The 12803-nt window shown below is 66.8% G+C and carries 15 protein-coding genes and 1 tRNA gene; 7 read left to right on the top strand and 9 right to left on the bottom strand.

The features are described 5' to 3' along the window. Positions 1-2: 2 nt before the first annotated feature. A complete protein-coding gene (gene recQ, locus GVY41_RS16075) occupies positions 3-2051 on the bottom strand; it encodes a DNA helicase RecQ (RefSeq protein WP_161348243.1) in 2049 nt (682 codons plus the stop codon). Positions 2052-2060: 9 nt separating this feature from the next. Continuing rightward, the gene (locus GVY41_RS16070; RefSeq protein ID WP_161348244.1) at positions 2061-2354 is read right to left on the bottom strand and encodes a YggT family protein; all 294 of its coding nucleotides are present in this window, start codon (positions 2352-2354) and stop codon (positions 2061-2063) included. A 150-nt stretch (positions 2355-2504) separates the two neighbouring features. On the opposite strand from GVY41_RS16070, the gene GVY41_RS16065 reads away from it, so the two are divergent. From GVY41_RS16065 to GVY41_RS16045, 5 genes are all read left to right on the top strand, one after another. Next, a complete protein-coding gene (locus tag GVY41_RS16065; protein WP_161348245.1) occupies positions 2505-3035 on the top strand; it encodes a thioesterase family protein in 531 nt (176 codons plus the stop codon). Between the two features lie 78 nt (positions 3036-3113). Then, the gene (locus GVY41_RS16060) at positions 3114-4457 is read left to right on the top strand and encodes an MFS transporter (RefSeq protein WP_161348246.1); all 1344 of its coding nucleotides are present in this window, start codon (positions 3114-3116) and stop codon (positions 4455-4457) included. Next, a complete protein-coding gene (mepA, locus tag GVY41_RS16055) occupies positions 4454-5347 on the top strand; it encodes a penicillin-insensitive murein endopeptidase (protein ID WP_161348247.1) in 894 nt (297 codons plus the stop codon). The genes GVY41_RS16060 and mepA overlap by 4 nt, the downstream gene beginning before the upstream one ends. After that, positions 5320-6231 carry an esterase-like activity of phytase family protein gene (locus GVY41_RS16050; protein WP_161348248.1) on the top strand — a complete coding sequence of 304 codons (912 nt, stop codon included), beginning with the start codon at positions 5320-5322 and terminating at the stop codon, positions 6229-6231. Before mepA ends, GVY41_RS16050 begins: the two co-directional genes overlap by 28 nt. A gap of 110 nt (positions 6232-6341) precedes the next feature. Further along, positions 6342-6971, top strand: a complete 630-nt coding sequence (locus tag GVY41_RS16045) for a queuosine precursor transporter (protein WP_161348249.1) — start codon at positions 6342-6344, stop codon at positions 6969-6971. Between the two features lie 329 nt (positions 6972-7300). Here GVY41_RS16045 and GVY41_RS16040 read toward each other — a convergent pair whose 3' ends face one another. From GVY41_RS16040 to GVY41_RS16025, 4 genes are all read right to left on the bottom strand, one after another. Continuing rightward, on the bottom strand, positions 7301-7708 hold the full coding sequence (locus tag GVY41_RS16040) for a type II toxin-antitoxin system HicB family antitoxin (RefSeq protein ID WP_161348250.1): 408 nt from the start codon (positions 7706-7708) through the stop codon (positions 7301-7303). Further along, on the bottom strand, positions 7701-7964 hold the full coding sequence (locus GVY41_RS16035) for a type II toxin-antitoxin system HicA family toxin (RefSeq protein ID WP_161348251.1): 264 nt from the start codon (positions 7962-7964) through the stop codon (positions 7701-7703). Before GVY41_RS16035 ends, GVY41_RS16040 begins: the two co-directional genes overlap by 8 nt. A gap of 241 nt (positions 7965-8205) precedes the next feature. After that, positions 8206-8281, bottom strand: a tRNA-Ala gene (locus GVY41_RS16030). Between the two features lie 163 nt (positions 8282-8444). After that, positions 8445-8792 carry a TIGR02300 family protein gene (locus GVY41_RS16025; RefSeq protein ID WP_161348252.1) on the bottom strand — a complete coding sequence of 116 codons (348 nt, stop codon included), beginning with the start codon at positions 8790-8792 and terminating at the stop codon, positions 8445-8447. 173 nt (positions 8793-8965) lie between these two features. On the opposite strand from GVY41_RS16025, the gene GVY41_RS16020 reads away from it, so the two are divergent. Then, the gene (locus GVY41_RS16020; RefSeq protein ID WP_170301220.1) at positions 8966-9685 is read left to right on the top strand and encodes a M48 family metallopeptidase; all 720 of its coding nucleotides are present in this window, start codon (positions 8966-8968) and stop codon (positions 9683-9685) included. 32 nt (positions 9686-9717) lie between these two features. After that, positions 9718-10362, top strand: coding sequence for a GntR family transcriptional regulator (locus GVY41_RS16015; protein WP_161348253.1), 645 nt, complete (start codon positions 9718-9720; stop codon positions 10360-10362). Between the two features lie 42 nt (positions 10363-10404). Here GVY41_RS16015 and lpdA read toward each other — a convergent pair whose 3' ends face one another. The 3 genes from lpdA to GVY41_RS16000 all read right to left on the bottom strand — a co-directional run bounded on the left by lpdA (position 10405) and on the right by GVY41_RS16000 (position 12785). Then, positions 10405-11793 (bottom strand): dihydrolipoyl dehydrogenase, encoded by a 1389-nt coding sequence (lpdA, locus tag GVY41_RS16010; protein ID WP_161348254.1) that lies wholly within the window; start codon positions 11791-11793, stop codon positions 10405-10407. 87 nt (positions 11794-11880) lie between these two features. Beyond that, a complete protein-coding gene (locus GVY41_RS16005) occupies positions 11881-12276 on the bottom strand; it encodes an MAPEG family protein (RefSeq protein WP_161348255.1) in 396 nt (131 codons plus the stop codon). Next, positions 12273-12785: a hypothetical protein gene (locus GVY41_RS16000; protein WP_161348256.1), complete on the bottom strand. Its 513-nt coding sequence runs from the start codon at positions 12783-12785 to the stop codon at positions 12273-12275. The genes GVY41_RS16005 and GVY41_RS16000 overlap by 4 nt, the downstream gene beginning before the upstream one ends. Between the last annotated feature and the right edge of the window lie 18 nt (positions 12786-12803).

The raw sequence follows: 12803 nt of genomic DNA, 5'->3' as shown, positions 1-12803 counted from the left end.
GCCTACCCTTCGGCCAGCACCGCAAGGAAGGCTGCGCCGAAGCGGTCGGTCTTTTGTTCGCCCATACCTTGCAGGCGGGCCAGATCGCCCAGCGTCGCGGGGCGCCGCTCGGCGATCTGGCGCAGGGTACTGTGGGTGCAGGACAGGAACTTTTCGTTGCCGTCCTCGCCCCGCGCCAGCGCCAGCTGCACCTCTGCCAGCCGGTCGAACAGCACGCCTTCGGGGCGCCCGGCCAAGCGCAGGCGCGAGGGGTGCATGTGCTCTGTGGCGCCGGTGATGACCGCAAGGAACTCGGCGCCGTAGCTTTCCAGCTTTTTCGCGCCGACGCCGGTGATGTGGGCCATGGCGTCGAGGCTGCCCGGTTTGGTCTCGGCCATCTCGATCAGGGTGCGGTCGGTGAAGACCACATAGGCCGGCACGCGCGCCGCCTCGGCCAGCGCCCGGCGCTTGGCCTTCAGCGCGGACAGCAGCGGCGCGTCTTCCTCGCTGACGAGGGCTTTCGCCACGGGGCGGGACTGCGCGCGGGCGACGGTGTCGCGGCGCAGCGTGATCTGCGCCTCGCCGCGCAGGATCGGACGGGCGATGTCGGTCATGCGCAGCGCGCCGTGGCGCTCGGCATCGGGGCGCACGAGGTCATGGCCCATCATCTGCCGGAACAGCGCCTGCCATTGCGGGCGGGAAAGGTCGCGCCCGACGCCGAAGGTCGGCAGCCCGTCATGGCCGCGCTCGCGCACCTTGTCGGTGGCGGTGCCGGTCAGGATGTCGATCAGGTGCCCGGCGCCGAAGGTTTCCTGCGTGCGCAGGATCGCCGACAGCGCCTTGCGCACCGGCTCTGTCGCATCAAACACGTCGGGCGGCGTGTCGCAGAGGTCGCAATTGCCGCAGGGCTCTGCCGTCTCGCCGAAATAGGCCAGCAGGCGCTGGCGGCGGCAGGCGGTTGCCTCGGCAAGGCCAAGCAGCGCGTTCAGCCGGCCATGGTCGGCGGCCTTGCGCTCGGGCGGGGCGAGGCCCTCGTCGATCTGGGTGCGGCGATAGCGGATATCGTCGGGGCCATAGAGCGTCAGGGTCTCGGCCGGGGCACCATCGCGGCCGCCGCGGCCGATTTCCTGATAGTAGCTCTCGATGGATTTGGGCAGGTCGGCATGGGCGACCCAGCGGATATCGGGCTTGTCGATCCCCATGCCGAAGGCGACCGTCGCCACCACGATCAGCCCGTCATCGCGCTGGAACCGCGCCTCGACCTCGCGCCGCCCTTCCGGGTCCATGCCGCCGTGATAGTGGCAGGCGGCGTGGCGGGCCTCGCGCAGCGCCTGCGCCAGCGTTTCCGTCTTGGCGCGGGTGCCGCAATAGACGATGCCGGACTGGCCGCGCCGGGCGTCGGCAAAGCGCAGGATCTGCTCGCGCGGCTTGTCCTTGGCGGCGAAGGCGAGGTGGATATTGGGCCGGTCGAAGCCGCGCAGGAAGATCTCGGGCGGCTGGCCGTCGAACAGGCGGGTGACGATCTCGGCCCGAGTTTCCTCATCGGCGGTGGCGGTGAAGGCGGCCAGCGGCACATCCAGCGCGCGGCGCAGCTCTCCGATCCGCAGATAGTCGGGGCGGAAGTCATGGCCCCACTGGCTGACGCAATGCGCCTCGTCCACCGCAATCGCGCTGGTTCCGATCCGGCGCAGCAGGCCAAGGGTTGCGCCCGAGGCAAGGCGTTCGGGCGCCATGTAGAGGAGTTTCATGCGGCCTTCGTCCAGCGCGGCGAAGACCTCCTCGGTTTCGGCATCGGTATTGCCAGAGGTCAGCGCCCCCGCCTCGACCCCCGCCGCACGCAGGGCGCGGACCTGATCACGCATCAGGGCGATCAGCGGCGAGATGACCACCGTCACCCCCTCGCGGCACAGCGCGGGCAGCTGGAAGCACAGCGACTTGCCGCCGCCCGTGGGCATGATCGCCAGCGCGTTCTGCCCGGCCAGCACGGCGCGCACGATCTCTTCCTGCCCCGGACGGAAGCTGGGGAAGCCGAAGACCGAGGCAAGCAGCGCGGTGGCGGAAGGTGCGGTCATGCTGCGGCCTCAAAAGCCGTAGAAGAAGCCCGCGTTGTTCTGAAGCGCACGTTGCAGGATGATGAGGATGATGAAGGCCACCAGCGGCGCAAGATCAAGCCCGCCAGTATTGGGCAGGATGCTGCGGATCGGGCCGTAGATCGGCTCCAGCAGGCGGTTCAGGCCAAACCAGATCTGCGCCACAGTGGGCTGACGGGTGTTGAGCACCTGAAAGCTGATCAGCCAGGACAGGATGATATGCGCGATCATCACGAACCAGACGACGTTCAGGATCAGCATCAGGGCTTGGTAGAGCGTCGTCATCCATGTTCTCCGGCTGGGGGTGCGGCGCCAGAGGTAAGGCCTGCGCGCCGTTCATGCAACCACTCGCGGCGCGGCACGCTGTAACGCAACGTCTGCGGTTGACGGGGGCCTGCCCCTGCGTCACGCCGGAGCGTAATCAGGAGGCGCCCCATGTATCCTTTCGTCCGCATGGCCCATGCGATGGTCAAGTTCCGCAAAGCCCCGCCGCTGCGGATCACCGGCACCCATGTCTCGCAGCATATCTGCTGGCCCTGGGACCTCGACCTGTGGTCCGAGCTGAACAATGGCCGCACGCTGACGCTCTATGATCTGGGGCGCATCCCACTGGCGATGCGGACCGGGCTGATCGGGGTGCTGCGTGCCAATCGCTGGGGGATTACCGTGGCGGGCAGTTCGGTTCGCTATCGCCGCCGGGTGCGGATGATGGAGCGGTTCGAGATGCGCAGTCGCTGCCTCGGCTGGGATGCCAGGTTCCTGTATATGGACCAGAGCATGTGGCGGAATGGCGAGTGCACCAGCCAGGTGCTGATCCGGTCGGCCTTTACGGGGCGCGAAGGGATCGTTGCCCCGGCCGCAGTGCTGGCGGCGATGGGCAGCCAGGAAGTCAGCCCGGCCCTGCCCGGCTGGGTGCAGGCCTGGATTGCTGCCGATGCCGAACGGCCCTGGCCGCCGCAGTCTTAGGGGCGCGTTCCCCCGCTTGTGCCGCGCCCAATTCTGGGGCTTGATCGCGCCGGCAGCGGGGCGGCAGGAGCGGGCGGCATGGCGATTTCGGCGAACAGGCGGATCTGGGGCTGGTTCTTCTTCGACTGGGCCAGCCAGCCCTACAACACGCTGCTGCTGACCTTCATCTTCGGACCCTACATCAAGGAGCTTCTGGGCAGCGGCACAGCGGCGCAGACGGTCTGGGGCTATGGCATAGGCATCACCGGCTTCGCCATCGCGCTGGCGGCGCCGCTGCTGGGGGCGATTGCCGACCGGGCCGGCGGGCGGATGGGCTTCATCTGGGTTTTCTCGGTGTTTTACGTGCTGGGGGCCTGGGGGCTGTGGTTCGCGGCGCCGGGGGACTTCAACCTGCTGCTGGTGATGTTGTGCTTCGGCGTGGGGCTGGCGGCGATGGAATTCGCCACGATCTTCACCAATGCGATGCTGCCCGGCCTTGGCAGCCGCGCCGAGATCGGCCGCATCTCGGGCTCTGGCTGGGCGTTCGGCTATCTGGGCGGACTGCTGGCGCTGATCCTGATGCTGGCGTTGCTGGCCGAAAATGGCGAGACCGGGCGCACGATGATCAACATCGCCCCGATCCTTGGACTGGACCCGGAGCTGCGCGAGGGCACCCGGGCCGTGGGGCCGCTGACCGCGATCTGGTATGCGCTGTTCATGGTGCCGTTCTTCTTGTGGGTGCGAGAGCCGCGGGTGCCGGGCGCGGTGCCGGTGCTGCAGGCCGCGCGCGAGGCGGTGCCGCAGCTGCGCCAGACGCTGGCCACCCTGCCCGCGCGGCGCAGCCTGTCGGCCTATCTGCTGTCGTCGATGTTCTACCGCGATGCGCTGAACGGCATGTATGTCTTTGGCGGCATCTATGCGGCGGGTGTGCTGGACTGGACGGTGACCGATGTCGGCAAGTTCGGGCTGCTGGCGGTGCTGACCGGGGCGCTGTTCGCCTGGATCGGCGGGCGGGCCGACGCGCGCTTCGGGCCAAAGCCGGTGATCGCCTTCAACGTCGTGGTGCTGTCTTTGGTGGCGCTTGGGGTCATCTACATCTCGCGCACGTCGGTCTTCGGGATGCCCGTGGGGCCGGACAGCGCCCTGCCCGACATCGCCTTCTATGCCATGGGCGCGCTGATCGGCGCGGCGGGGGGCGCGCTGCAATCGGCCAGCCGCACCATGCTGGTCCGGCAGGCAGACGTCACGCGGATGACAGAGGCGTTTGGCCTCTACGCCCTCGCCGGCAAGGCCACCTCGTTCATCGCGCCGCTGTCGATCGGGGTGGTCACCCATCTGACCGGCAGCCAGCAGGCGGGGATTTCTCCCCTCATCGTGTTGTTCCTTCTGGGGCTGGTCCTGCTAGTCTGGGTGAAACCCGATGGAGAGGAGGCCACGGCATGATCCGTTTCGCACTTTTGGTTGCCACGTTGGCCGGGCTGGCGCTGCCGGTCAGTGCCCAACAACTGGCCCGCAACCTGTTCGGCGCGCAGCCTGCCCCCTCGGCCCAAGCCCCCGCCGCCATCGGCAGCTATGCCAAGGGCTGCGCGGCGGGGTTGCAGGCGATGCCCGAATCCGGGCCGACCTGGCAGGCGATGCGGCTGTCGCGCAACCGCAACTGGGGCCACCCCGAAATGATCGGCTATCTGGTGGACCTGTCGCAGACGGCGCGCAAGCTGGGATGGGCCGGGCTCTATATCGGCGATATCAGCCAGCCGCGCGGTGGGCCGATGACCGGCGGGCATAACAGCCACCAGATGGGCCTCGATGCCGATATCTGGATGCTGCCGCCGCAGCGGCTGAACCTGACGCGGCAGGAGCGCGAGAACCTGTCCTCGATCTCGGTCCGGACCGAGGACCAGACGCGGGTCAACGGCAACTGGACCCCGCAGCATCAGGCGCTGCTGGCATCGGCCGCTGCCGATCCGCGGGTGGACCGGATCTTTGTCGCCGCCGCCGTCAAGGTCGAGATGTGCAAGACCGCCCGCCCGCGCGACGCGAAGTGGCTGCAGAAGATCCGCCCGATCTATGGCCATAACACCCATTTCCATGTGCGCCTGAAATGCCCGCGCGGCGACCGCCTGTGCGAGACGCAGACGCCGACGGTCGATGAACTGTCCAAGGGCGACGATGGCTGCGACGAGAGCCTGCAGTGGTGGGTGACCACCTATCTTGAGGAACTGCGCAACCCGCCCAAACGGCCCAAGGTGCCCGGCCCGCGCGCGAAGACGCCCAGGGAATTCACCATGGCCGACCTGCCCAGCCAATGCGCCGCCGTTCTCGCCTCGGACTGATCGCGGCGCTGGCCTGCCTGCCGCTGGCTTTCGGCATCAACGCCCGCCTTGGCGGCGCTGCCGAACCGCAGGCGGCCGAGCATGTCGGCAGCTGGGTCTGGCGCAGCAGCGTCGCGCGGTTCGGCGGGTTTTCCGGGCTGGAGCTGTCGGCGGACGGGCTGGGTTTTGCCGCGGTGTCGGATCGTGGGACGCTGGCGCAGGGGCGGCTGAAGCGCGACGCGGACGGGCGCGTCATCGGGGTGGAGCAGGCGACGCTGCTGCCCCTGCGCGACAGCAAGGGCGAGGCCCTGACCGGCCGCTTCACCGATGCCGAAGGGCTGGCGATGGCGCCTGATGGCAGCCTCTACGTCTCATTCGAGGGCTATGCACGGGTGGCGCAGTATCCGAGCCCCGAGGCGGCGGCCGAGCGGCTGCCACGCCCCGAGGCCTTCGACGCGATGCAGAACAACTCCTCGCTGGAGGCGCTGGCGATCGGGCCGGATGGCGCGCTCTACACCCTGCCGGAGCGGTCGGGCGCCAAGGACCGCGCCTTCCCGGTCTGGCGCTTCAGGAGCGGCGAGTGGGACCAGCCCTTCGCCCTGCCGCGCGATGGCAACTGGCTGCCGGTGGGCGCCGATTTCGGACCGGACGGGCAGTTCTACCTGCTGGAGCGGGACTTTTTCGGCATCGGCTTCCTCAGCCGCGTCCGGCGCTTCGGGATCGAGGGCGACAGCGCGACCGGCGGCGAGGTGCTGCTGCAGACCCGCACCGCCGCCCATGACAACCTCGAAGGCATCGCGGTGTGGCGGGACGCGGCCGGCGCGATCCGGCTGACCATGATCTCGGACGACAATTTCTTCTTGGTGCAGCGGACCGAGTTCGTGGACTACCGGCTGGCGCCCTGAACAGGCTGCCCTGACCGAAACCGCTTGACCCGGCACCCGCTTCGGCCCTATCCCGCCGCGTCCCGCCGCGCGGGGCCAAGTGTCCGCAACCTTGTCAAAACGGATCAAACATGACCCGATACCTTCCTGGCATCCTTGCCATGGCCGCCATCGTCGTGGCCTCGAACATCCTCGTGCAGATCCTGCTGGGGGACTGGCTCACCTGGGGTGCGTTCACCTATCCCCTCGCCTTCCTCGTCACCGATGTGATGAACCGCGTCTATGGCCCGGCTGCCGCCCGTCGCGTGGTGCTGGCGGGGTTCGTCACCGGCATCGCCTGCTCGCTGATCGGCACTCAGATCGTCGGCGAGTTCGGCCCGCTGGTCACGCTGCGCGTGGCGCTTGGCTCGGGCCTCGCGTTCCTTGTCGCGCAGATGATGGATGTGGCGGTGTTCGACCGGATGCGCAGTGGCGCCTGGTGGCGCGCGCCGCTGGTCTCTACCCTGGTCGGATCGTCGCTCGATACCGCGATCTTCTTCACGGTCGCCTTCTCGGGCGCGCTGGCGGTCCTCGAACCCGGCAATGACGTGTCCTGGGCCGGCGAGATGCTGCCGCTTCTGGGCCTCGGCCCGGTGGCCCCGCTGTGGGTCTCGCTGGCCGTCGCCGACTGGCTGGTCAAGCTGGCGCTGGCTTTGGCAGCACTGGTACCCTTCCGCCTGATCGTTTCAAGGCTATTGGGAAACACCGCACCCATTGCGTAAAAAAGTTTGACACACACAAAATCTGTGGCAACCTTGGCTTAACGGCAACGCATTGAAAGGAGGTGGTCCAGTGTCTAGAGTGATAGTGGAGAGAGGTGTCGGGACAGTCAGGGGGGCCGTGGCCTGAGGGCAGCCCCGAAGGCTTTGATCCCTGACTGGGCCTCGTCGAGCTTCGACACCCTAACTGGCCCATCTCCGTAGATCTCGGGGGCCGTTTCCGGACAGGAAACGGCCCTTTCCGATTTGGGGGGGATGGCAGCGCACCTGGGCTGCAGGTGGACTGCGCCGTGCGCCAAACCCGACCCGCAAGGCGTAACGCGGATGGGGCGTCAGTTTGCCCGCGTGATGGACCGTCTGTCAGAAACGACAGCCTCGAACAACGTCCGCCGCGGAGCCACCTCGTCTTGCATGAGCCGTAGGAGCGTCTCGACCTTGCGCTCAAGGTCAGAAATCTTTCCGTCCGCAGCATCAGCATAATTGAAGGCGGCGCGCAGCGCCGAAAACAGCGCCTCGTCCCGCGCACGCATCCGCTCTGCAGCAGTCCCGGGCTGAGGGGCAGATCTGCCCATTTCGGTGTTCATGTCGATCCACGCAGCGATGGCATCTTGGGTATTCGCCAGCGCCTCCTCATAGGTCTCGCCGTCGCTGATGCACCCAGGAAGATCGGGGACATAGCCTGCAAATCCGCCCCCGTCTTCAACGGAGAGCGGCATGATCACGATTGCATAATCAGCCATTCAGCTTCTCCTTTTCGGCCAGGTGCCGCCGGACAAGGGACACGAACTGGCGGGGATAAGTCGGCTTGATCGGGCGGCGAAAAGGGACAGTGACGATGACCTCGACATGCGGGCTGGCGAAGGTGTAGTGGCTTCCTCTCGCCGGTGCCCTAACGACGAGGCCAACCCGCCGCGCTTCCTCGATGAAGTCATCGATCTTCCAATCCCCTGCGGGATTTTCCTGCATCCGCTCGAGGATCGCCCGCTTTTTCGCCACCCTCACTTCCCTGTCACGACAACTATGTAGTGCATTTTTGCTCCTCCGGTAGGGCCTTCGTCAATCCGCATCCGGCAAATCTGGCTTTGCCTGCGTGATAAAAGACTCACCGCTGGCGACGCCTGCGCCTTGAAGAATGAGGGGCAAACCATGTTGCGCAGTTTCCCTTTCCAACGACGCTCCAAAAGCAAAACCCCGCCGAATGGGCGGGGCTATGTGCGTCGTAAGTCTTTGATTTTTTTGGTGGAGCCAAGCGGGATCGAACCGCTGACCTCTTGAATGCCATTCAAGCGCTCTCCCAACTGAGCTATGGCCCCACCGGAGGTCCGGTCAGCTTGGCGGATGCCGTCGCTGCCCGTGTCGCGCCGTATAGGCAAGTGCAAAGGCGGGCGCAAGAGAAAATCGGTGCGCCTGCCGCAGAAACGCCGGGGAGCGGGCGAGGCGCCGAACGGCGCCCCGGGCCCTGCCCCGCAGCCCGTGTCAAACCTCGTCTTCGGTGCCGGCGACGTCGGCGATCTCGTCCAGCGAGACGTTGTCGTCCTCGTCGTCTTCCAGCAGATCGTCATCCAGATCGACGTCGGCGGTTTCGTCTTCCAGCACTTCCTCATCGACCAGCTCGTCGCTCTCGGCGGCGCGCACGCGCTCACGATCCCGGTCGCGCACGGCGGCCTTCTCGGCGATCATCGAGCGGCCGCGGCTGACGATCAGGCTGTCGGCGGTGAAGCTCTGGCCGCATTCCGGGCAGGTCATCGGGTCGCGCTGAAGGTCGTAGAACCGGCTGGCGCAGTGCGGGCACAGGCGCTTGACGCCCCATTCTTCCTTGGGCATGAACGTCCCTTTCCGTGGCAAAAGCTGAGTGCAGAGTCGGCGTCAACTGCCACAAGTGCCGGGGGGTGTCAAAGCCTTTCCACCCACAGTCCCGTGTGTCAGGACGGGCTTTCCGCCAGCGCAGGCTCAGCTATGCTGCACGCGTCCCCCACCGGAGCCCGACCGGAGCCCGCATGACCCGTATCGCCCGCCTTGATGGCACACCGCCGCTGGAGATTGCGCTGCGCCGGTCCGCGCAGGCGCGGCGCTTTTCGCTGCGGGTGTCGCGGCTCGACGGGCGGGTAACGTTGACCCTGCCGCACCATGCGCGCGAGGCCGAGGCGCTGGCCTTTGCCCGCGGCAAGGATGGCTGGATCCGGCAGGTGCTGGTCCAGATGGGCTTCGGACCGGGGGCCGTTGCCGAACCGGGCCTGCGCTTTGGCGACGCGGTGCCGTTCGAGGGCCGGGCGCTGGTGCTGACACCGGCTGCGATCCGCAGCCCGCGGGTGGAGGGGGGCGCGCTGCTGATGCCCGCCGATCCGGCGCGGGTTGCGGCACGGCTGACGGCCTTCCTGAAGCTGGCGGCGCGGGACCGGCTGACCGAGGCGTCGGACCGCCACGCCGCCGCGCTTGGCCTGCGCTACAGCCGGATCACGCTGCGCGATACCCGGTCCCGCTGGGGCTCCTGCACCTCGGACGGGGCGCTGATGTATTCCTGGCGGCTGGTTCTGGCGCCACCCGAGGTGCTGGACTACGTCGCCGCGCATGAGGTGGCGCATCTGGCCGAGATGAACCACTCGCCGGCCTTCTGGGCGGTGGTGGCGCGGCTGATGCCGGACTATGCCCGCCACCGGGCCTGGCTGCGCGCCGAGGGTGCGACGCTGCACCGGCTGCGGCTGCACGCGGACAGTTGACGCGGCGGCCCGTTCCGTGATCACGCTGCCGGATGCACAAGCCCGTCCGCCCGCCAGAAACCGCCGCGCATGAGCGGATCTACCGTGCCCTGCGCCAGCAGATCATGCATGGCGAGCTGGCGCCCGGCCAGGCGCTGACGCTGCGGGGGCTTGGCAAGGCGCATGGCGTGTCGATGACCCCGGCGCGCGAGGCGCTGCGACGGCTGGCGGCCGAAGGGGCGCTGTCGCTGTCGGCCTCGGGCCGGGTGGGCACGCCGGAGCTGTCGAACGAGCGCATCGAGGAGCTGGCGATGCTGCGGGCGCTGATCGAGCCGGAACTGGCCAGCCGGGCGCTGCCGCGCGCGCATATGGCGCTGATCGAGCGGTTGCAGACGATCAACATGGCCAATGCCGAGGCGGTGGTGAAGCAGGATGCGGTCGGCTACATCCGCACCAACCTTGAATTTCACCGCACGCTCTACCTGCGGGCGCAGGCGCCGGCGATGCTGGCGATTGTGGAGACGGTGTGGTTGCAACTGGGGCCGACGATGCGGGCGCTGTATGGCAAGCTGCGCCGGTCGGAGGCGCCGCCGCATCACCGGATCATCATTGCCGCGCTGAAGGCCGGCGACGAGCCGGGGCTGCGGCTGGCGGTGCGCACCGACGTGACGCAGGGGCTGCGGCATCTGGCGGCGTAGGGGCCGGCCCGGTCTGCCCGGGCCGGAAATTTCCATGAAATCTCAGGCGTGTATGGCGCCGTCGCCGCAGGCCAGCGCCGCCTCGCGCACCGCTTCCGAGAAGGTGGGGTGGGCGTGGCAGGTCAGCGCGACATCCTGGGCCGAGGCGCCGAATTCCATCGCCACGCAGATCTCGTGGATCAGGTCGCCCGCCGCCGGGCCGATGATGTGGCAACCCAGAACCCGGTCGGTGTCCTTGTCGGCGAGGATCTTCACGAAGCCGTCGCCCATGAACACCGCCTTGGCGCGGGCGTTGCCCATGAAGGGGAACTTGCCCACCTTGTAGGCGCGGCCGGCCTCTTTCAGCTGCTCTTCGGTCTGGCCGACGCTGGCCACCTCGGGCGAGGTGTAGATGACGCCGGGGATGACGCCATAGTTCACATGCCCATGTTTTCCTGCAAGAACTTCGGCCGCGGCCATGCCTTCGTCTTCGGCTTTATGCGCCAGCATCGGGCCGGGAACGGCGTCGCCGATGGCGTAGATGCCTTTCACACTGGTCTGGAAATGGTCGTCGATCTTGACCATGCCGCGGGGCAGCATTTCGACGCCAAGCGCCTCCAGCCCGAGGCCGGCGGTGTAGGGTTTGCGGCCCGTCGCCAGCAGGACGGTCTCGGCCTCCAGCGTCGCTTCGCTGTCGTCCTTGCGCAGTTTGTAGGTGACGGTGGCCTTGCCTTTGGCCACGTCCACCTTCTGCACGGCGGCGCCCATGATGAATTCAAAGCCTTGTTTCACAAGCATTTTCTGGAAGGCCTTGGCGACTTCCGCGTCCATGCCGGGGGTGATGGCGTCGAGGTATTCGACCACCGTCACCTTGGTGCCGAGGCGGGCGTAGACGGAGCCCATTTCGAGGCCGATCACGCCGGCGCCGATGACGACCAGGGATTTCGGGATCTTGCCCAGGCTGAGCGCGCCGGTGGAGGTGACGACGGTCTGTTCATCCACTTCCACGCCCGGCAGCGAGGCGGGTTCGGAGCCGGTGGCGATGACGATGGACTTCGCCTCATGCACCTCATCCCCGACCTTGACCTTGCCGGGCTCAGGTATCGAGCCCCAGCCTTTCAGCCAGGTGATCTTGTTCTTCTTGAACAAGAACTCGATGCCCTTGGTATTGCCATCTACCACATCTTGTTTGTAGGCCTGCATCTGCGGCCAATCGACAGAGGGCGATTTGCCCTTCAGGCCCATCTTGGCGAAGTTGTGTTCCGCCTCGTGCAGGTGGTGGGTGGCGTTCAGCAGCGCCTTGGACGGGATGCAGCCGATGTTCAGGCAGGTGCCGCCAAGCGTCTCGCGCCCCTCGACGCAGGCGACCTTGAGGCCGAGTTGCGCGCAGCGGATGGCGCAGACATAGCCGCCGGGGCCGGCGCCGATCACGATCACATCAAAGCTCGCCATGGTAGTCTCCTTCAGGCTTTTTGGTGTCTGGAAACCGTATGGAAACGATATGGTTTTCATACATACGATTGCCGTATGGGAATTTGGTCAGAACAGGGCGGCGAGGATCATCGCCACCGTCGCAAGGAAGCCGATGCCCCAGATCGCCGAGCGCCAGGGGGCCCAGCCGAGGGCATAGGCGGGCACGTAGAGCACCCGCATCGCCAGATAGACCCAGCCGCAGGCGGCGGTGAAGCCGGTCGCCTGGCCGCCAAGCGTGACCACGACCACGGCGAGGGTGAAGAGGATCAGCCCCTCGAAATGGTTGTTCAGCGCGCGCTGCAGCCGGCCGGTGCGCGGGCTTAGCGAGCGGGACGGCGGCCGGTCGCGGGCGCTGGAGGTGTAGCCGGTCCCCAGCTCCATATTCGCCGGAAGGGCGAAGAGCATGTACTGGACCGCTTGCAGGAGGCCGGCGAGGGCGAGGGCTGTGAGTTCGGGGGTCATTTGATCGTGGCCCTGTAGCTGGTTTCTTCAGATATCTTGAAGTGGTTGGCACCCAGCCACGCGAAAAAGTAGATCACGAGAGCCGGAGGGAAAAATGCCGAGATCACTACGCACAGACCGACAAACAAGAGCGGCTGGCGCACGAAGGTGGGAAGAACTCCGACCTTATCCAGTAGATCAATTTGAAAATTCCAGAGGGTGGCGAAGAGTGCGAGCACAGACCAGACAAGATGCTCGAAGAAATTCCGGTTTGGCACTTCACTAACCGAGTTTTCTGAAAGCGCATCTTGAGGCCTGTCCTGCAGGCTGGCCGCCGGCTCTACGCCTGCTGCCGCATGCTTCGTTGGGCCGCCAATACTTCTGGAGATCAGCCACCCAATGAACGCACCCAGAGGAGTCAGAAAAACAGCTGCGTTGTAGGCTGTTCCGCCAACGGCAATCCCCATCGACGTGCCAAGAACAAGACCGATGACCGCCCCTGTCACCATAAGTGCATTAGCTTGTGACAAGGGCGGGTCTCCTAAGTT

The sequence above is a fragment of the Frigidibacter albus genome, assembly GCF_009908165.1.
GTDB classification, from domain to species: domain Bacteria; phylum Pseudomonadota; class Alphaproteobacteria; order Rhodobacterales; family Rhodobacteraceae; genus Frigidibacter; species Frigidibacter albus.
The sequence above is the reverse complement of the archived record's forward strand: the minus strand, read 5'-3'. Positions and strand labels throughout refer to the sequence as shown.